The following is a 21,757-nucleotide window of genomic DNA, read 5'->3' on the forward strand; positions in this document are numbered from 1 at the left end:
ATAGTTACGTATCTGATTTATTTAGATTCGACTATAGAACTAAATTTTATTGCCATAAGCCTTCGACATGAATGGCATCGGCTTTAATCGTTGGATAATCACTAAATACTAACTGATAGCCATCGACTGTATTTGGACTAATCTGACACATCGCGCCAAGTGGAAAGCTGTGTTTTTGTCCAATATGACCAAAGCGCATGCCGTTATAAATCGGTAACCCTGTCAGCTTATGCAATTGACGAATCACGGTGGCGACATCATAACGCTTGTCATAGCTATCCTCACCGCTACCCGATAGCACGCCAAACACGATGGCTTGCTGACCTTTAAATACGCCTGCTAAATACAAATCATACAGCATGCGCTCAATACGATAGGCTTGCTCGCCGACATCTTCTAAAAATACAATCCCGCCAGCAATTCGTGGCAAATACTCACTGCCTGCCAGCGCTGACACCACGCTTAGATTGCCACCCCAAATAGTGCCCGTTATCGTTTTTGGCTCAGAGCTTGCCAAGATACTCGGTAAATTCGGACTGGTTAACGACGCATCTGGTATATTGATAGCCAAATTAGGATTGGTTAGTGCTTCCGCAAATTGTCGACAGCTGACTTGGTCGGGTCTGGTTTTGCCAAACTCACTATAAAGCATCGGTGCAGCAAGCGAACTCATATCACCCTTTGCCAGCAATGCGCATTGAATAGCGGTCACATCACTAAAGCCTGCGAGTATCGTGCCGCGCTCCTTCATAATACGTCCCAGCGTCGACCAATCCACCATCGGCAATAAACGCACAGCACCATAGCCACCGCGTACACCAAGTAGCAGTTTCGGTGCTGCGATCGCACCCGTAGCGATGTTTTGCAAATCACTCGCGCGCTGCGAATCAGTACCTGCAAAGCGCAGATACTGCCGCTTAGTGATGGCAGGATTATCCACCTTAAAACCCGCACAAGCCATGCGATCTAATGCCAATTCATTACGCTCGTTACTACCACCGACATTAGAGCTGGCAAAAAGCCGCGTCTCAATACTTGAGTTGATACAGTAGGTGTTCGGTTGCAGCGTCTCAGACGATACGTTTTGTGCTGCTTGTTGCGGTGTCAACGCCGTTGGCAGATCATCTTTGGTAAGCTGAGTACTTTTATCTTGCTGAATAGCATTGGCGGCTAGCGCCTGAGCCATGCTTTGGGTCGCTAACAGCCCTGCCCCTGCACTGATTCCGACTTGACGTAAAAACTGGCGACGATTAAGTCCAGAAGATATCTTGGTCATTATTTTACCTTTTGTACTATTCAGTTAATGCTTGTTTAACAAGGATACTTATTTAGCATTGATGCTTTAAATGCACGCGATTTCATTTAACATACGCTAAGCCTTTATCTTTGAAACATTGCATTATAACGGAAGTTGGGACGGTAATTTGGTTTAAGATTGTCTAGGGCAGCTCAACCCATTGTTATACTAGTCAACAAAACAATACAGAATCACCCATCGTCTTATTTGGATGAAATCGCTACTCTTGTTATAGTAAAGAACGATTAATCGCAATAAACCATAAATATTTACTAATACAAAAGGATCATAAGCATGGCTGACAAAGAGAAAGAGAAAGAGAATAAAAGCCTAATGGATAGTATTAGACTCATCTTGGGTAAAGAAGACAAAATAAAAGACCAACTTGAAAATGGTCGCGGTCTTGAACGTTATACCAAGGATTTACTATTGCTCATGAGCTTGGTAAAAGACTACTACCAAGGTAACTATCGTAATATCCCTTATAAAACTATTTCAGCGGCAGTTGTTGGTCTGCTCTATGTTATAAACCCTATTGATCTTATTCCAGACTTTATCCCTTTTATCGGTCAAATCGATGATGCTTTGGTACTGAAATTTTGTCTCAAGCTCATGGAAAAGGATTTGTTGAAATACAAAACTTGGAAGGATGAACAAAGCGCATCTAAAGATAAAGACTCAAAGCCTACTAATAAAAAGCTCAAAGATAAAAGTACGGAAAAAGCAGATAAAGACGAAGAGTCTAAGGCGGAAGACGATAAGGTAGATACTAAAAAGTCGTCATAGCTATTTAGTCATCTATATTAAGTGATATACCTAGCATAACTTAATATAGTAATTGTTATAAAGACCCGGTCAATGAGGTATACATTGACCGGGTCTTCGTATGAGATTAATAATATCTTTATGGATTTTAGCTGTCTAACAAACCATTAGTCCGGCACATCATAACGGGCTTTTTCTGGATTAAGACCGAATGAATATACAAAGGTCGCAACGAGGCTGTTTATAATGATGAACGGGAAATCAATAGCGGTATGTCCAAGCACGTAGCGACCGATGAGCCATGAGACAATCAGCATAACAATAAAGAACCCGCCCAAATATGCCAAGATAGCTGGATGCTTAAGATTGTAAGGCTGCTCAGGTTCAGGTTTTTTGTTTAGTACATAGGTTCTTATCGCCCAACCAGCCGCATAAGAAAATCCACCCAGCACCACATAACTAAAAAAATTCATATTGCCTAACTCTAATGATACGACGGTTTATAACAAAATTGTATTGATAAAAAAGCACTTTTTATCATAAATAACAGATATGTAATATTGACTGATAATATCTAACTAAATAGTCTCTTTAACATTATCAATAATAATATTGGCATGCGGATTGGCTAAAATATCAGTATTAACGTCATCACATTCGACTCGGTAAATAGTGTTTGCCCCTTTATAGATATAAGACAAGTACTCACTATCAAGTAGCGGATCGATATTGGCATAAACAGGCTTAACATGAGCTAATACCAACACTCTATCCGGACGACCAATCACCGCATCGACATTATCAGGATCAATAGAAAAAAACTGTGGTATGTCGCTATTTTCAATCACCTCTAACGGCTCAGCATCATCCCAAACACGTTTGGCACTTGCAGGCTCTTTCATCTGCATGACCCATGCGCCGCCCTGTTGGCTGACTTTTATTTGCGCCGGCTCATCATGACTGACGGTGTAACAGCCCTCAAAGATAGATAAATCTGCTACCTTCTCAACCTTTTTGGTATCCGCTTGAGTATTACTATCATTACAAGCACTCAAAAGCAGCATACTGCTCGCAGCCATCGCAATCATCAAATGACTGAGGTTTTTAGAAGAAGATTTTGAGGCTAAGGACATCATAGGGTAATCCTGCATTCGAGCATCGAAAGCTTTAGTTAAGCAAATTATAGTTAATGTCTGGCTAGACATATCCTTACAACCGCTCTATTTTAACAGAAAACGATAAGCTTACTATTAGGATATCTGTTTTTGGTTTTTTGTGCATGGCAATTGCCCCTATTAACGCTGGATTTGTTATACTCAATTCCAACATAGGTAGCTAAAATAAGCCTCCAATATATCAGTGAAATCGCTTCGCTATATCCTGTATTTATTCTCTATTAGGTCAGTAAATTTTTATGTCAGAAAATCGCAGCGCAGCGCAGCCATTTAACACCAGTAATGCCATAAACCCATTGGCTGCCAAAGCAGATACTACGGTTGCTTACACAGATGGCGCGTGTAAAGGCAATCCTGGTGCTGGTGGCTGGGGCGCTCATCTGATATTTAGCGACGGAAGGACGCAGGATTTTTATGGCGGTGATAAAGAAACAACCAATAATCGTATGGAATTGATGGGTGCGATACAAGCATTGACCCATAGCCCGCATGAGCAGAAACTCGAGATTTGGACAGACTCAAGTTATGTCAAAAAAGGCATCACTGAGTGGATTGAAGGTTGGAAAAAAAGAGGCTGGAAAACGGCCAGTAAAAAACCCGTCGCCAATCAAGACCTATGGCAGCAACTCGATGAGCTCTGCCAGAAACGCGATGTTGATTGGCATTGGGTAAAAGGTCATGCTGGACATGCTGGCAATGAAAAAGCGGATGAGCTTGCAAACCTAGGTGTGACCTCACGTAGTGAAGATTTGATAACAGACGTTCAAGATAGTACTAAAAAAAAAGAGCAAATAACAGCTGATAAAAAGCCGTCAACCAGTGATGATTGGCTGAATTTTGATCCATTAGGTTTTGATATGATGGATCATGAGCTTGATGCCGAACTACTAGATAATCAAAGTTATAATGACAGTGTAATAAATACTCATGCTTTCGCTGAAGAAAACATTAGTCCGTACAATGCCACCAATTCAATGAGTGCTATAGAAATGCCAGACGCCCAGACGCCTTTGATTGACACAAGCATCAATAACCATGCGTCCAACATGGTTACTAATGTTGAAGCAGATACGCCAAAATTCGATGGTGATACCAGCCGTGCCAATCCGTATTTTATACCGCTGCTACCCAAGCCAATCCATCGTCATGAATCAGATCGTCAGCTCATTATGGATACTGAGACCACCGGTCTTGATCCGCTAAAAGGCGATCGCATTATCGAAGTCGGTATTGTAGAGATGATTGGACGTAAGTTCACCGGCGAAAAGCTCCACGTCTATATCAACCCACAGCGCGGTATGGATGAAGAAGTTATTCGAATTCACGGTATTTCTGAAGCATTTTTAACGGACAAACCAACCTTTGACCAAGTCGCGCAGTCGCTCTATGACTTTATGGATGGTGCAGAAGTCATTGCTCATAATGCCTCGTTTGATATGAACTTCTTAAATATGGAGTTTGCCAAAGTTGGCATGCATGACTTTGCTGAGCGAGTAAAAGTGACCGACTCGCTGGTCATGGCAAAGCAGCAGTATCCTGGACAGAAAAACACTCTTGATGCTCTCGTACGTCGTTTAGACGTGGGCAAGCAAGACCGTACCTTTCACGGGGCATTATTAGATTCAGAGATTTTAGCAGAAGTATATTTGGCGATGACTGGCGGACAAGTAACGCTAGGCATTGAGGATGACGCGCAAGCGGATGGCGGACACACAGCCCATGCTAGCTTTGCCAATTTAGCGGCTTTATTGCTTGAGTCAAGTACTGATGAGGGCGCCAATCAAAGCTGGTATGCGGCGCTCGCAGAAGATTATCCTGAGCTGAAAGCCAAAATGTAACAGGCATTAAAATCGCTTCTTATATTGGCGATTAGAGAATATAGTCTTGATTATTATAACGATAAAAAGTAAAACCTTATCTAGCGCTATTTTTTAATTTACTCTCTAACTATTTGCTATTTTCGTCAGTATCTTATGGAAAAAATAATTATGAACCACTCTACGCAAATAAAATTGACCGCGCCAACGCTTAGTGTTACTGACTTTAATTTGCCATCGCTGCACTTATTGCACGATGAGGTCAAGGTCATACTTAAAGATACTGAGATTCATTTGGGCGAATTTAATGACGACAATAGCCAAGCGCCCTTATTATTAGACTCTATTATTGTATTAAAACAGCTTTCTTGTATTTTTGAGCTGATATCTTTGGTGGGTGCAGAGGCACTCAATAATGCGATTGTACACGGTTTACAGGAGCTTTATGACAGTGGCGACAATAGTGATATTGACTTAATCATGGATCTGTCCGAAGCGATCATGACGCTTGATCGTTATATTGAATTTGTGCTACTGACTGAGTCGGTAGAGCCTACTTTATTATTACCTATTATTAATAAGCTGAATGCTCATAGCCAAATAGCGCCTATTGCTGCTGATTATTTTTCTGCTTTTGGTAATAGTAGCGTCATTATCGCCAATCCTGAAAAGAATTTTCAGCCGCTAAATGAGCTCAACCTTGATCAAGAGCTACTGACCTATGCTTATCGTAGTGGGCTTGGTGTTACTTTGATCAATCGGGATGGCAACATCAATCAAGCTGATCAGCAAAAATTGGATGCTATGTCAGCTGCCTGTGCGTTGATAGCGAAAAATACCAGCAGTCTATTTTGGCAAGCAGCGTCCGCTGCGGTCACTGATATTGCAGCCATCCTGCCGCTTAATGTCAGTCAAAAGCACACGCTTATTTATGTTGAGCAGCAATTCCAAAGCTATTTGCCTGTCATGGATACGCGTTTTGCTGATTTGGTCAGTTTTGCCGGACAACGTGATACTGAAGCGGCAAAAATACTGCGCGATCAATACGCCGCCAACCGTTTAGAAGATCCACAGCGCCAGCAGATGGAGCGCTTCTTGTTTGGTCCAAACCGTGAGCTGACGGATACTTTGAATATCATTATCCAGACTCAAATCAATACTATTAAAGAAAATGTCGACAGCTATGCCCGTGGCGACTCAATCAATCCAGTCGATATGCAGACCTCGCAAATTATTGAAGAACTCACTACTTTAAGCTCTGCGTTGCATCTTCTTGGTCTATCTAATGCCGCCAATAGCCTGATTAAAGCGTCAGAAGCCGTCAGCACATGGCGCTCGCCTACTCCAGAAGATTTTGATCATTTATTATTGGCACTCATGCATGCAGAAAACGCGACCATCGCCATGGCTGAGATGCATACTCCAGGTGCAATTTATCTGCCGTTGAACAATCCTCATATCTCACTACATCAGTTGAATACCGCTTATGATACCTTGATAGAAGAGAGTCGTACGGCAATTGCCAGTGCTGAACAAGCAATCAATGACTACCTTGCGGAGCCTGAGCGCGATATTCTTAATATTCAAAATACCCCTGAAATGCTGCGTCAAGTAAGCGGTGCGGTACGCTTCTTGCAATTGCCAACGCCTGCCAGTATGCTCAGTCAATTGGCAAATTATTTACAGCAACGTATCAATAGTGGTAATCGTATCGATGATGGCACCTTATCTTATATTGCTGATGTTATCATGGCAGTTGACCATCATCTAGACGGTTTCGAGAACAATCGCCCTGTCAGCAAACAAGCATTGGATGTTGGGCAGCATAGCTTAAGCCAATTGCTTGCCGCTTAATCGTTTATGTAAATTTTTATACAAAGACAAGCTGATATGAGCTTGTCTTTGACCGTTTGGAAACCTATATGATGATCTTCGCCTTTGTCCTATCTGATGAAACGATCTTATGTCGTCAAACGCCTAATGGCTGGTGGCCTTTACAGGTTGAGCTAGCACACTCTGATGTCAGTAGTGAGCAAGCTTATCAATTAGGACAGGTTACATTGTTTGATAGCGTAGCGCCCAATAGCTGGCTGCCGAGTGATGTAGATGATACTGATAACGCTAATGCTGTCACTGTACAAGCAAGCCGCGCTATCACTTATGATTATGCAATAGCACATAATATCGCCTTGCCCAGTATTTTAGACAGTGATGAATTAACAAGTAGTGACTTGGATAGCAGCGTTATTAGCAATGTAGAGAACAGTATTAACACTTTTATACCTTATCGACAGCTTATCACGCACCTGCACATAGCATTAGCTGCTCAGCTTAGCCAAGCCATACAATTACTTCGTTGGCAAGCAGATACACGGTTTTGTAGTCGATGCGCGGCACGCACTGTAGCTGCCAAATGCGGTGAGCGTGCTATGGTTTGTGACGTTTGTCGATTGCGTCAGTATCCGCGTGTACAGCCCTGTGTCATTACCGCCATTACTCGACCCAACCCGCAAACGGGTGAAATGCAAATTTTATTGGCTCATCATCATCGTTACGGTCAGCAAAAAACAGCCTCTCATTTATTACAGTCGACCCAACCGTTACTATACGGTTTGATTGCAGGCTTTGTAGAAGTAGGTGAAAGTCTAGAGCATGCTGTGGTACGCGAAGTGGCAGAAGAAGTGGGTCTTAGCTTGTCCGATATTCGCTATGTGAACAGTCAACCATGGCCGTTTCCGTCTAATTTGATGTTGGGCTTTCGAGCATCTTATGCAGATGGCGATATCGTTATACAAGAAGATGAGCTATCACATGCAGATTTTTTCGATCTATCAAAGCTGCCAAAAATACCCTTTAAGGGTAGCATTGCTTATGAGCTGATTGCGCAAATTGCCAATGAGCAAGGTATTTTGCTTTAATCTATCATATCAACGCCTCATTCAGCCTTCATCCATATTACTATTATCCTATTTATTTTAATATCAGCATCTAGCACTGATATAAAGGTTTTACATTAAATGCAAAGCACCATGAATAAAAACAGCAATCATATCCGTTTAACCAATCTGCCAATCTTATTCGATTCGCTAAAGATAGAAACATTGCCTGCTGATGTTCAGGAAAAAATTGCGCGCATTGATGGCAGCCTACCGCAAACACAGTGCGGTCTATGCGACCATGCTGATGGTTGCTTACCTTATGCAGTTGCTATCGTGATGGATGGTGAGCCACATAATAAGTGTGTACCGGGTGGTCAGCCAGTGACGGATACTATCGCGCAGATTATCAATGCTGATATGCCAACACTAAGCGCTGAATCTTCAAAATGGCCACTAGATAGTACTTCGCAGCGGCCTGTTGAAGTGCGCGCCGTTATTCGTGAAGATGATTGCATTGGCTGTACCAAATGTATTCCCGCTTGCCCTGTTGATGCCATCGTTGGTACTGGCAAGCATATGCATACTATTTTTACGGATTTATGCACGGGCTGTGAATTATGTATAGCGCCCTGCCCTGTTGACTGCATCGATTTGGTCACAGTTGAGCGCACGCTTTCAACACCTGAGCGCACCCTTGAGCAAGAGAATTTGAGACAGCGTTATCATACCCATTTAAATCGTGTCAGCAAGCAACTTGCGGATAGCAGCAATAGTAGACCCGTGGTCAGCATGGTGGAGGCAAAACTGAATAATGCCGCCAGTCAGTCGTTAAATATCAGTGAAGCTCAAGCAAAAAACACTATTGCAGCGGCAAAGCTGCGCAGTAAAATTAAAAAGTTAGAAAAGCAGCTTAGCGTACGTTCCAATGAAAGCAAACAAGCAGAATTGAATGAATTAAAAGCTGAGCTTGCACAACTTTAATAGCCAATATCTACTTTGAATAACCAACAAACAAAATAATGGTAAAAATACCATGAGTAAAACCGTCAAACATAAAACAGCTGATACTCCGCCATCGAGGCGCATGCCCAACCGTGATGTGCGTCCATTTTTTGAGAAATTGGCGGCGACGATTGATGAGCCAGTGACTGAGCTCAATTATAAGAGTAACTTTGAGCTGCTTATCGCAGTCATATTATCAGCACAGGCGACTGATGTCAGCGTCAATATTGCCACCAATCAGCTCTATCCGGTGGCGAATACGCCTGAGGCAATACTCGCTTTAGGCGAAGAAGGTTTGAAATCCTATATTAAGAATATCGGCTTGTTTAATGCCAAAGCCAAAAACGTCATCAAAACTTGCCGTGACTTGATTGAGAAATTTAATAGCACCGTCCCTGACAACCGTAAAGACTTAGAGTCTCTAGCGGGCGTCGGGCGGAAGACGGCGAATGTAGTTCTAAATACAGCCTTTGGACAGCCGACGATGGCGGTCGATACCCATATCTTTCGAGTGGGTAATCGTACGGGACTTGCCACTGGCAAAAACGTCTTAATCGTTGAGAAGAAACTGGTCGAACGTATCCCCGATGACTTTATCGTTGATGCTCATCATTATCTTATTTTGCACGGGCGCTATACTTGTCAGGCTCGTACCCCAAAATGCGGCGCTTGTCCTGTTTATGACGAATGTATGTTTAAAGATAAAGCAGTATTTTTAGAGTTGTAATGTGAGCAGATGATAATGATCGCAAAGCCTATCGATCAATATACTTATGCTAAATTATAATAATGTCATGATTGAGCATTACTTATAATAGAACGAGTGCAGCTCACTAGAGTTTTATTGCGTTTCGAGTTAGAATAAGCGTATTTTTAGGCAAGTACGTCATATTTTTGATCCTGCTGATAATCAGGTGATAGACGTATGATTGGCGACAGCTTCAAGCACGTTGTCAGTTAATAATTCGATATAGTACAACGCAAAGCTATCGCTCTCTTAGCCTGACCCCATATGATTTATAGAAATCTGTGCCTTATGTAAATTTATATAACACATGCATTTATGAATAAGTGAATTAAGTAGTACCAATTAAACACCAAGCAATACATTGTTTGGCCAATACCAATTAAAGCAGCGCCCAGACGTTATGCTTTTTCCTATCTTTATTGATTCAATTAAGCGATCCTATTATGCGCGAATACAACTTATTTACCTCAGAATCTGTGAGCGAAGGTCATCCTGACAAAATGGCTGATCAAATCTCAGACGCTATCCTTGATGCGATCTTACGGCAAGATTTACATGCACGCGTGGCATGTGAGACCCTAGTCAAAACTGGCGCTGTCGTATTGGCAGGTGAAATAACCACTACGGCAAATATCGACGTTGAGCGTATCGTGCGTGATACGGTTAATGGCATTGGTTATCATCATTCAGACTTGGGTTTTGATGGCGAAACATGTGCGGTTATTAATATGCTTGGTAAACAATCGCCTGAGATTGCCCAAGGTGTTGACCGCGCTGACCCAGAAGAACAAGGCGCTGGTGACCAAGGTTTGATGTTTGGTTATGCTAGCAATGAAACTGAAGTATTGATGCCCGCCCCTATCGAGTATGCTCATCGCTTGATGGAGCGTCAGTCGGAGTTGCGCCGCGCAGGCGAACTACCTTGGTTACGTCCGGATGCCAAAGCACAAGTCACGCTTAAATATGATGGCAATAAACCTGTTGCTATTGACGCGGTCGTCTTATCTACGCAGCATGATCCAAGTATCTCGCAAGCCGATTTACAAGAAGCGATCATGGAGTCAATTATCAAACAAGTACTCCCAGCAGAGCTATTACATGCTGGTACACGTTATCATATCAACCCGACTGGCAAATTCGTCATCGGTGGTCCTGTTGGTGATGCAGGACTGACCGGTCGTAAGATTATTGTTGATACTTATGGCGGTATGGCGCGTCACGGTGGCGGCGCATTTAGTGGTAAAGATCCCTCAAAAGTCGATCGCAGTGCGGCTTATGCGGTGCGTTATGTGGCTAAAAACATCGTCGCTGCTGGTATTGCCGATCGCTGTGAAGTACAAGTAAGCTATGCCATTGGCGTTGCTGAACCGACTTCTATTTCGATTAATACTTTTGGTACTAACAAAATTAGCAACGATGAAATCATTAGCTTGATTCGTACGCATTTTGACCTACGTCCGTATGGTATCACTCGTATGCTGAATTTATTGCAGCCGATGTATCAGCAAACCGCCAGTTTTGGACATTTTGGTCGCCAAGGTTCTGAAACCGCCTTTACGTGGGAAAAAACTGACAAAGCTGAGATTTTAAAAGCGGATGCTGGCTTATAAAATTTTTGCTAAAACCCTTTTTGTACCTATTATCTTATCCAGTTATTAGACTGCTGTGATACATTTAAATTTACCTACCATTATTAGGAGTCGTTTATGTCTCAAGAGAATGCTCAAAACAATGAGATTGATGCAAGTCTTGAAATCACCCCTGAAATGCAATCGTTTTATCAACGTGCTGATGCCATTATTGGTGTAGCAAACAGTCAATTAGGTCCTGATGCGCACTCAGGTCAAGTAGGTGCGTCACTGCTTTATGCCGCAGCACGTTATAGCGCATCGGTCGCCTCGATCGGCTTTGTAAAGGGCGATGATTTTGCCAAAGAAAAGGATGATATTGTCGAATTTTATACCAAACAATATCGCCAAATGCTGAGCGACAACTTGACTGATTATGCGCAGAACTTTGATAAATATATTCAGCTTAATCAAGATGATAAGCCTGCTAAATAAAACAGTTATGCTTGGTTAAAGATATTTATCTGAGCATCTTTAGTGGCAGAAATTATCTTTGAGCAAATAAAAAACCCTAAGCTTACTATTAAGTTTGGGATTTTTATTTGCTTGTAAATGATAGAAAGCTATTATTAAAGCCAACAATGCTATTGCTATGAAGTTTTTGCGGCTTTTCTCACGCATTGAGCAAAATACATAGCAGTAGTATAGCTATAGTTAAAATATCTCAAAAACGCTACAGTGCTGCTGGTATAAATTTTTTGCAGTCTCTGTCTGCGTAGGCACAGCAAGCAAGAAAAATTAATATCAGCAGTACTTGATGTATCGATATTACTTTTCCCTAACTATATATATATGTATGTATAATTTTCTCGATTTTATTTTGTACTTATCATATGATGTGGTGGATGACTTTCCCTAAATAAGTTACTATCCATTTGTATCATTCTATTTCTGATATGGTTGTCGTTGACTGTTGATAACAGGAAGTTATCGAGCGCTATTTATAAGGAAACATCATTATGAATCATTTATCTAAACCGTGGCTGTCAATACTAGGGCTCTCAGTAGCCATCACATTATCTGGTTGTAATAATCTTCCAATCAGCACCCATTCTGAGCCGCCTATTCATAGCACTGAAAACAACAAAGACCACAGTGCTAGCAGCAATCAAGGCTCAATTAACAATCCTTTCAATAAATGCCCGCCTTTTAATCCTGAGCAAACCATGTGTACCGCACAGTATGATCCTGTCTGTGTCACTGTCAAAAACCAATCAGGTGTCAGTTATCGTACTGCGGGCAACGCCTGTTCAGCATGTGGTACTACCTCTGCAGTCGGTTATGTAAAAGGACAATGTGTGTAGTTTACATCTTACCTCTGGTAACTCTAATCAAATACTTTTCATCATAATATAGTCAGTCCTAAATAAAATAAGTACAAATATTATAACGCGCTACTGGTATAATTTTCTTGCTTGCTGTGCCTGCGCAGACAGAGGCGACGCAAAACTTATCCCTGTAGCACTGTGTTTTATTTACAGTGGATTGACTATAGCTATAAAATTGAATAAAAAAGCCCCAGCTTTATTATAAGTTGGGGCTTTTTTATTCAATTTTATAGCTATATTACTTTTTAGATATTGTCCAAGACCTTTAACCTTCAGGCTTTTCAATATCAGGTGGACCTGTTAGCAAGTCTTCATCACGAAATTCATTGGCTGAATTATGCTCTGCTGACTCTTCGGTGACAAACCATTGCTGATTGCGATACAGTATCAAACGGTCACGACTTAAGCCACGTAGTAGCGAATACATCATTACGACTATCACTATCGCAAAAGGAAAGCCTGATACAATGGAAGCCGCTTGTAGCGCACTCAAGCCACCTGCTGCCAATAGTACCGCTGCGATGACACCTTCGGTACCCGCCCAAAATAAGCGCTGAATTTTCGGTGGATTAGCATCGCCACCTGAGGTCAACATGTCAATGACGAAACTGGCTGAATCCGATGACGTGACAAACCAAAGAACAATCATTACCACGATGAGCAAGTTCACAGCCGATGTTAGCGGATAAGACTCCATCAACTTAAAGATGGCACTGCCAGTATCTGCTTGGACCGCCTCGATCAAGCCAGGACTGATAATATTGGGGTCCGCCGCCGCCATTAGCTCCATATTAACGGCTGAACCACCAAAAGCGGTAAACCATAAGAACAATATGGTAATAGGAATCAACAACACTCCCAATATGAATTCACGAATCGTACGACCACGAGAGATACGAGCCACGAACACCCCAACAAAAGGCGACCAACTTATCCACCATGCCCAATAGAAAATTGTCCATGAGGCTTGCCAATTTTCTTCACCGTTATAAGATTCTGTCCAAAGACCTAATGGTACAATCTCATGTAAATAATTACCGATATTTTCTACAAAACTATTAAAGATAAACTGAGTCGGTCCTAAAATAATCACAAAACTGAGTAATATCACAGTAAATAATATATTGGTATCGCTTAAGCGCTTAATCCCTTTATCGAGTCCCATAAATAGAGACAGTCCTGCCAGCATAGTGATAAAGGCAATCAACATAATTTGCACTGTAATATTATTGGGAATACCAAATAACGTCTCAAGACCTGAGTTAATCTGTAACACCCCAAGACCTAACGTTGTCACTACCCCAAACATCGTCCCAAACACTGCTAGCGTATCGACCGTATGACCCCAACCGCCATAGATTTTCTTACCCAATATAGGATAAAGTGTCGAGCGGATTGCTAGTGGTAAGCCCACTCGGTAGTGAAAATACGCCAATGACAAAGCAACCATGCCGTATAGTGCCCATACATGTAGGCCATAATGTAGGAACGAGATATTCATTGCTTGCTTGGCGGCGGCGATTGTCTCGGGCTCTCCTAATGGCGGCGCCATAAAATGATACAAGGGTTCAGCGGTGCCCCAATAGAGCAGTCCAATACCGATGCCAGCTGAAAACAGCATACCGATCCAAGAGACTATATTATACTCAGGCTTCTCATTCTGATGACCAAGTCTGATATCGCCATAGCGACTGAATATCATGTAAATACTCATCACCAGCGTTAAGTTGACCACCACAATAAAGAACCAGCCAAAGCGCAAAGACACGAATGCTTTAGCGTGACCAAATACCAGTTCAGCTTGCTCATTAAAAAAAGCACCAAATATAATAAATGCCAAAATCAATAGTGCTGAAGTTAAGAACACAGGTTTACTTACCCGTGGAAAAGGGCCCAAGCGGCCAACTTTTACATGATCCATTTAGTCGTCTCAGTTTTTGAAGGGGCTCACCTTAACAAGATATTACACAACTATCAAATCGAATCAGACACTTTATAACCTTGCTATTGGTCAACAAATAAAAAAATCCTAAGATAACCATGCATCTTAGGATTTGATATTACAAGTATTTTATCGTCTTTTAATAAATAATAAACAGATATAGTGAGCTGCCAATCATTGAATAAAGCAACTGTCAGCGCACTTTTGATTTTTCTTCGCTTAATCACAGCTTGCTTATCTAAGCCCTAATTCATGACTATTAAACAGCATCGTGTTGACTAATCACCCTTTACAATTTTAGGTGGGCCTTTCAACAAATGCTCATCTGCAAACTCATTGGCTGAATTATGATCTGCAGATTCTTCAGTAATAAAGTGCTGTTGAGCTCGATACAGTATCAATCGATCTCGACTTAAGCCACGAAGTAACGCATACATCATGACAAATATCACCAAAGCAAATGGCAGTCCAGCCACAATAGCAGCGGCTTGCAATGCGCCTAGTCCGCCTGCCGCTAACAATATAGCGGCAATCAAACCTTCCATCAACGCCCAGAATAAACGTTGGATCTTGGGTGGGTTGGTATCGCCACCAGCCGTCAACATGTCGATCACGAAACTTGCTGAATCCGATGAGGTCACGAACCATAAGACAATCATAATCACGATAAGAAAAGTAATTGGTTTTGCAAATGGATAGTACTCAACCAATTTAAAAATAGCGCTACCCGAATCTGCTTGCACCGCTTCTACCAATCCTGGACTGGCCATAGCTGGATCAAGCGTCGCTAAAAGCTCCATATGGATAGCGACACCACCAAAAGCGGTGAACCAGAAGAACAAAATTACCATCGGAATCAACAGCACACCCAATACAAACTCACGGATAGTACGACCACGACTGATACGAGCAATAAATACGCCTACAAATGGTGCCCAACTTACCCACCATGCCCAGTAGAAGATCGTCCAACCACTCTGCCAATCGGTATTACTATAAGCTTCGCCCCATGTTGATAACGGCACCATAGCAACAATGTAATTACCGATGTTTTCTATAAAACTATCAAAAATGAATAAGGTTGGCCCTAAAATGACCATAAAGGCTAAGAGCACACCTGTAAAACCCATATTGATATCACTTAAGCGCTTGATACCTTTATCAAGACCGAGCATCAATGAGCCACATGCCAATGCAGTCACAAAAGCAATAATAATAAACTGTACGGTTAAAGAATTTGGTATACCAAATAAGTTTTCAAGACCTGAATTGATCTGCATAACCCCTAGACCTAAGGAAGTTACCACACCAAACATCGTCCCGAATACGGCTAGGATATCAACTGTATGACCCCAGCGACCATATATCTTCTCGCCTATTAGCGGGTATAACGTCGAACGGATAGATAGCGGCAGTCCACGGCGAAAGTGAAAATAAGCCAGTGCTAATGCCACTATGGTATAAATTGCCCAAGCATGTAATCCCCAATGCAGGAATGAGATGCTCATAGCTTGCTTGGCAGCTTCTACCGTTACAGCTTCACCTAATGGCGGTGCCATAAAGTGGTATAGGGGCTCAGCTGTTCCCCAATAGACCAGTCCAATACCGATACCAGCAGAGAACAACATGCCAATCCAAGAAAACAGACTGTACTGCGGTTTCTCTGTTTGTTGACCTAAACGTATGTCGCCGTAACGACTTGCCGCTAGATAAATACAAAAAACCAGTGCCACGTTCATTAATATAATAAACATCCAGCCGAACTTATCGGTGATAAAGTCCTGCAAAAAGCTAAATAGCGCGCCAGCGGTCTCGGTAAAGAAAGCACCGAAGATGATAAATCCAACGATAAGTAACGCTGAAGTAATAAATACAGGTTTACTCACCCGTGGAAAAGGGCCTAACCTGCCAACTTTTACATGATCCATTTGTTTGTTAGCCTTAGTTTTTAGGAAGGTAACCTTAACAAGATAGCTGCCAACTATCAAATTTAATTAAGTATTTACGCTTTTCTCATTGATAGACATGAATCAAAACTCTCTGGTCACGCAAACCACAATACCGTAAAACCTCAGAAACTTAGCAAGTAACCCCTATATTTATTCGCTTATCAACTTCGTTAGGAGCGTTTAGTCTTTCTTAAGTAAAAAGGATAGTAGAAATCAATTGCTACTGCGGTAACAACTGCAACAAATCACCATCGTTGCCGTCTTCTAGCGCCCAAACCTGCCCATCTACAACCAGTACACTACGAATACGCTCGCCCATATCATAGCGATAGCGCTCAGTCGCACCATTATTTTCATCGAAATTAACGACTATCAGTGCTTTGGAGGATAAACCACTGATCAGCGCATTGCCTTGCCAAGCAGGAAAATCAGCATGTGTACCAGTCGAATACATACTGATTGATGAAGGGGATATGACTGGTGTCCATGTGATTTTGGGTGCTTCAAGCTCAGGACGCGTACTGTGATCAGGAATATCCACACCAGAATAATTGCGACCATTAGATACGATTGGCCAGCCGTAATTCTTACCTTTCTCAATCAAATTAAATTCATCGCCACCTCGTGGCCCCATTTCATGCGCCCACAACTGCCCTTTACTATCGAATGCCATCCCGAGTACATTACGATGTCCTATGCTCCAAAATTGAGCAGCGATGTCATTATTATTCACAAATGGATTGTCCATTGGCATCGAGCCGTCAGTATTTAACCGTATTATTTTGCCCAAATTGACAGTCATGTCTTGAGCAGGAGTTTTTTCTTGACGTTCGCCCGAGCTGATATATAAATATTGCCCATCAGGTGAAAATAATAAACGGTGGCTGTAATGCCCTTGCCCATCTACCTTTGGCGTCTGCTGCCAAATTGGGACCATCTTCTGCAAACTTGGCTTATCAGTATCCAAACCTGACAGCTTGGCTTTGATGACTTTTGCACCAAATTTATTATTATCAACCCCTTTGCCTGCCTCTACGTAGCTAAGATATATATTATTAGAGGTAGCAAAATCTGGCGCAAGGATAATATCGCCAAGACCGCCTTGTCCCCCGTAAGCGACTTTAGGCACGCTAGCGATTTCTGTCTTAGTACCTTTTGCCGTATCAACAATGAATAATTCGCCTGTCTTTTGTGTGACAAGCAGTTTTGATGGTTTATTACTAACGATAGGTAATGCAGTCATTGCCCATGGCTCATCAAAGGTGGCAGCGGCTTTTGTGGTAAAGGCAGGTTTGTCCGTACTTGCAATATCTGCTACTGAAGTTTCAACTTCTTGATATTCTGCCAAATCGGCATTGGTATCAGTTGCAGATTGATTGGAACAAGCAGAAGTACTAAACAGTAATGCTGTGATAATTATCGGTAACGTTAATGGTTTACTCATATACTGCCTATTTATTATTATCATTCTTTTATCTCCATAAATTTTATATTTCTATAATTAGAGCTTAGATTATTTATAACATAATCTAAGTATGGCAAGAGTAAAAATAATGATGGCGCACAAAGTAAAAACCCCTTACTTGCCTGTATAAAAAATGGGCAAATAAGGGGCTTATTTTCGGATCAAGGGCTAAAATGAACGATTAGCTCATTCTAAGCTTATCAAATGTCAGCTTATCATCCACGCCGATATCGACTTTGATGATATCACCAGCAACAAAGTCACCCGCCAGCAGCTTCAATGACAATGGGTTTTCAATCTCTTGCTGAATGGCACGCTTGAGTGGACGCGCGCCATAAACAGGATCATAACCAACCGCAACCAGCTTATTCATCGCTTCTGCTGATAACTCGATGTCTAACTCACGCTCATATAAACGCTGACGCAAGCGGTTTAACTGAATCGCAGCAATACCTGCCATCTGCGACATACCTAGTGGATGGAATACCACGATCTCATCGATACGGTTGACAAACTCTGGACGGAAATGCTGCCCAACTGAATCCATCACTTCTGCTTTGATATCCTCGTAGCTCTCGCCGACCATTTCTTGGATTTTATGCGAGCCTAAGTTACTGGTCATAATAATCACAGTATTCTTGAAATCAACGACACGACCTTGTGAATCGGTCAAGCGACCATCATCCAACACTTGTAGCAAGATATTGAACACATCAGGATGCGCTTTTTCAACTTCATCAAACAAAATCACACTATAAGGTTTACGGCGTACCGCTTCAGTCAAGGCACCACCTTCTTCATAACCGACATAGCCTGGAGGCGCACCAACCAAGCGGCTGACACTGTGCTTCTCCATATACTCACTCATATCGATACGTACAATAGCATCCTCACTATCGAACAAGAAGTTCGCCAACGATTTGGTCAGCTCAGTCTTACCGACACCCGTAGGTCCTAAGAACAAGAACGAACCGGAAGGGCGATTCGGATCCGACAAGCCAGCACGACTACGACGTACCGCATTGGCTACCGCTTCGACTGCTTCATCTTGACCGATGACACGTTCATGGAGCTTTTCTTCCATCGCTATCATCTTGTCACGCTCGCCTTGCATCATTTTACTGACTGGAATACCAGTCGCTGCCGCTACGACTTCGGCAATTTCATTATCCGTGACTTTGTTACGTAGCAGTTTTACACCACTACCTTCGCCTGTCTGCTCTTTTTGTTCTGCCAAGTCAGACTCAGTAATGCGGCGCTCAAGCTGCGGAATCGTTTCATACTGCAGCTTACTCATGGTCTCGTAATCACCTTCACGACTGGCTTTGTCATAGGCGATACGCGCTTTATCCAGCTCGTCTTTTAGCTGCTGACTGCCTTTGACCAAGGCTTTTTCTGCTTGCCAAATCTCATTAAGGTCAGCGTACTCTTTTTCTAGCTCTTCAATTTGTGCATCAAGCACTTTACGCTCGGCTTGCGCACCAGCGTCTTCTTCATTTTTGAGCACTTCGCGCTGCATTTTCAACTGAATCAAGCGACTATCAAGCTTACCTAAGGCTTCAGGCTTGCTGTCCATCTCCATACGTAAACGACTTGCCGCTTCATCAATCAAATCAATCGCTTTATCTGGCAGCTTGCGATCGGTAATATAACGATGGCTCATCCGCGCAGCTGCAATAATTGCGCTGTCTTGAATATCGACCCCATGATGAAGCTCATAGCGCTCTTTGAGACCACGCAATATCGCAATGGTGTCTTCGACCGTTGGCTCATCGACCAATACTTTTTGGAAACGACGCTCAAGTGCCGCATCTTTTTCAATATACTTACGATATTCATCTAAAGTCGTCGCACCGACGCAGTGCAGCTCACCACGAGCAAGCGCTGGTTTGAGCATATTACCAGCGTCCATCGCGCCATCCGCCTTACCCGCACCGACTAGGGTATGTAACTCATCGATGAATAAAATGACGTTACCTTCTTGCTTCGATAAGTCGCTAAGTACCGCTTTAAGTCGCTCTTCGAACTCACCACGGAATTTTGCACCCGCAATCAATGAGCCCAAATCTAACGACAACACTTCTTTGCGGCGTAGTCCTTCTGGTACGTCACCATTGATGATTTTTTGTGCCAAACCTTCAATGATAGCCGTTTTACCAACACCTGGCTCACCAATCAGTACTGGGTTATTTTTGGTACGACGCGAGAGTACTTGAATGGTACGACGAATCTCTTCATCGCGACCAATCACAGGGTCAAGCTTACCAAGTTCCGCCTGCTCAGTTAAGTTAATGGTATATTTATTCAGCGCATCACGCTGATCTTCAGCATTTTGATTATTCACGGTATCATCACCTCGCAATTGCTCAATGACTGTTTTTAATTTACTCGCTGTAACGCCCGCACTTTCAAATATCTTTTTGGTATCGCCTTGTTCAGCCAGTGCCAACATTACCCATTCGGTGGCGATAAAATCATCACCTTCTTTTTGTGCTTGGCGGTCTGCCAAGTTCAGAATTTTGACTGAATTTGGGTTTAAATTAACGTCTCCTGTTGGCTCACTAATCGTTGCTTGATTGTCGAGCGCCTTTGCCACGCCATTTTTTAGCGCAGGGATAGACGCGCCCGCTTGTTGGCAAATGGACAAGTTAGACTCATCTTGTAGCAATACCGCAAGCAGATGCACAGGGTCTATTCCGGTATGGTCACGCCCTAACGCCAAACTTTGTGCTTCTTGAATGGCAGATTGCAGTTTTTGGGTAAATTTCTCAAATCTCATAGTCGTATCCTTTTATCATTTATATATCATCAGGCAGCAAACTTATGCTGTTTACTTGCCTTCGTCTGCCTTTATATATGCGGTATATAGAGAGGAATTTCAACCTACTTAGCACTAAAACCTTATTAATAGCAATGATATTAATTGCTTGAAATCAAGTCACTAAATCGTGCTAACATTTAATACATAATGAATTTTATTTTAGAAAAAATACGCCTGTAGATACCGATTATTTAAGATTTTCATTCTACGATTTCAATAGCGGTACCGACCTTGACAATCGCCATGATTTCATCTATCTCTTCATCAGTGACGGCGATACAGCCCTCGGTCCAATCGCGTAATTGATTGACCGACGCCAGATGTCTAGAATCGTTCTTTTGACCATGAATCATAATATCACCGCCCGGATTGACGCCCATCTTCTTAGCATGTGCCTTATCAACCGCATTAGGATAACTTACGTGAATAGAGCGATAAAATTTGGATTTTTCATTCTTATAATCGAGTGTATAAGAACCTGATGGGGTACGCTTATCACCCTGCTGCTGCTTGTGACCAATAGGATTGCCACCAAGCGCTATATGATAAGACTTGATAACAGTGTCACCACTTAATAATTGTAGAACACGCGCTGATTTATCAACGAAAACTTTGTCGATAATGGCAGTATCAGGAATAGAGGGGGTAGATTTTGAAGTATTTTGTATGTTTGGCGCGGCATTGGTACTCATGAGAGGCACAAGGCTAAGACTTATTGCACTTACTAACCAAACAAGATACTGACTAAAATCTGCACGAAAAAATGGCATGGTATTGCTTCTTATTATTAATAAATAAAATTATTATCTATAAGATATAGTCAGTCCTTAATCAAAGAAATACAAATATTATCAATCACTACTGGGGTTAATTTTTCTTGCTTGCTGTGCCTACGCAGACAGAGGCTGCGAATAATGAACCTCAGTAGTTCCGTACTCTTT

17 protein-coding genes are annotated in these 21,757 nt (G+C 42.2%); 9 read left to right on the plus strand and 8 right to left on the minus strand.

Going from position 1 to position 21,757, the window contains the following annotated elements; translation table 11 throughout:
• Positions 1-46: 46 nt before the first annotated feature.
• The gene (locus tag H0262_RS07495; protein WP_181210304.1) at positions 47-1,276 is read right to left on the minus strand and encodes an LD-carboxypeptidase; all 1,230 of its coding nucleotides are present in this window, start codon (positions 1,274-1,276) and stop codon (positions 47-49) included.
• Between the two features lie 315 nt (positions 1,277-1,591).
• Here H0262_RS07495 and H0262_RS07500 point away from each other — a divergent pair, with 315 nt between their 5' ends.
• Complete coding sequence (locus tag H0262_RS07500; protein ID WP_181210305.1) at positions 1,592-2,083, plus strand: YkvA family protein; 492 nt, start codon at positions 1,592-1,594, stop codon at positions 2,081-2,083.
• Positions 2,084-2,229: 146 nt separating this feature from the next.
• Here the strand turns inward: H0262_RS07500 and H0262_RS07505 are convergent, their stop codons facing one another.
• Positions 2,230-2,535, minus strand: coding sequence for a hypothetical protein (locus H0262_RS07505; RefSeq protein ID WP_010196130.1), 306 nt, complete (start codon positions 2,533-2,535; stop codon positions 2,230-2,232).
• Positions 2,536-2,640: 105 nt separating this feature from the next.
• Positions 2,641-3,198: a hypothetical protein gene (locus H0262_RS07510; protein WP_181210306.1), complete on the minus strand. Its 558-nt coding sequence runs from the start codon at positions 3,196-3,198 to the stop codon at positions 2,641-2,643.
• Between the two features lie 278 nt (positions 3,199-3,476).
• On the opposite strand from H0262_RS07510, the gene dnaQ reads away from it, so the two are divergent.
• From dnaQ to H0262_RS07550, 8 genes are all read left to right on the plus strand, one after another.
• Positions 3,477-5,075, plus strand: coding sequence for a DNA polymerase III subunit epsilon (gene dnaQ, locus H0262_RS07515; RefSeq protein ID WP_181210307.1), 1,599 nt, complete (start codon positions 3,477-3,479; stop codon positions 5,073-5,075).
• Positions 5,076-5,225: 150 nt separating this feature from the next.
• Positions 5,226-6,908, plus strand: a complete 1,683-nt coding sequence (locus tag H0262_RS07520) for a hypothetical protein (protein ID WP_259275429.1) — start codon at positions 5,226-5,228, stop codon at positions 6,906-6,908.
• A 68-nt stretch (positions 6,909-6,976) separates the two neighbouring features.
• Positions 6,977-7,972: an NAD(+) diphosphatase gene (gene nudC / locus H0262_RS07525; protein ID WP_181210309.1), complete on the plus strand. Its 996-nt coding sequence runs from the start codon at positions 6,977-6,979 to the stop codon at positions 7,970-7,972.
• A gap of 99 nt (positions 7,973-8,071) precedes the next feature.
• A complete protein-coding gene (locus H0262_RS07530) occupies positions 8,072-8,914 on the plus strand; it encodes an RnfABCDGE type electron transport complex subunit B (protein WP_181210310.1) in 843 nt (280 codons plus the stop codon).
• A gap of 52 nt (positions 8,915-8,966) precedes the next feature.
• On the plus strand, positions 8,967-9,662 hold the full coding sequence (nth, locus tag H0262_RS07535; RefSeq protein ID WP_011513193.1) for an endonuclease III: 696 nt from the start codon (positions 8,967-8,969) through the stop codon (positions 9,660-9,662).
• Between the two features lie 464 nt (positions 9,663-10,126).
• On the plus strand, positions 10,127-11,293 hold the full coding sequence (metK, locus tag H0262_RS07540) for a methionine adenosyltransferase (RefSeq protein ID WP_133105351.1): 1,167 nt from the start codon (positions 10,127-10,129) through the stop codon (positions 11,291-11,293).
• A gap of 96 nt (positions 11,294-11,389) precedes the next feature.
• Positions 11,390-11,746 (plus strand): DUF3144 domain-containing protein, encoded by a 357-nt coding sequence (locus H0262_RS07545; RefSeq protein WP_011513191.1) that lies wholly within the window; start codon positions 11,390-11,392, stop codon positions 11,744-11,746.
• Between the two features lie 524 nt (positions 11,747-12,270).
• A complete protein-coding gene (locus H0262_RS07550; protein WP_020443128.1) occupies positions 12,271-12,615 on the plus strand; it encodes a hypothetical protein in 345 nt (114 codons plus the stop codon).
• 289 nt (positions 12,616-12,904) lie between these two features.
• Here the strand turns inward: H0262_RS07550 and H0262_RS07555 are convergent, their stop codons facing one another.
• From H0262_RS07555 to H0262_RS07575, 5 genes are all read right to left on the minus strand, one after another.
• Positions 12,905-14,560 (minus strand): BCCT family transporter, encoded by a 1,656-nt coding sequence (locus H0262_RS07555; protein ID WP_181210311.1) that lies wholly within the window; start codon positions 14,558-14,560, stop codon positions 12,905-12,907.
• A gap of 299 nt (positions 14,561-14,859) precedes the next feature.
• Positions 14,860-16,509, minus strand: a complete 1,650-nt coding sequence (locus tag H0262_RS07560; protein ID WP_181210312.1) for a BCCT family transporter — start codon at positions 16,507-16,509, stop codon at positions 14,860-14,862.
• Between the two features lie 241 nt (positions 16,510-16,750).
• A complete protein-coding gene (locus tag H0262_RS07565; protein WP_181210313.1) occupies positions 16,751-17,974 on the minus strand; it encodes a PQQ-dependent sugar dehydrogenase in 1,224 nt (407 codons plus the stop codon).
• 202 nt (positions 17,975-18,176) lie between these two features.
• Complete coding sequence (gene clpB, locus H0262_RS07570; protein ID WP_181210314.1) at positions 18,177-20,774, minus strand: ATP-dependent chaperone ClpB; 2,598 nt, start codon at positions 20,772-20,774, stop codon at positions 18,177-18,179.
• A gap of 242 nt (positions 20,775-21,016) precedes the next feature.
• Positions 21,017-21,586, minus strand: a complete 570-nt coding sequence (locus H0262_RS07575) for a murein L,D-transpeptidase family protein (protein ID WP_181210315.1) — start codon at positions 21,584-21,586, stop codon at positions 21,017-21,019.
• Positions 21,587-21,757 lie beyond the last annotated feature (171 nt).

Source organism: Psychrobacter sp. D2, assembly GCF_013608135.1.
Lineage (GTDB): Bacteria > Pseudomonadota > Gammaproteobacteria > Pseudomonadales > Moraxellaceae > Psychrobacter > Psychrobacter cryohalolentis.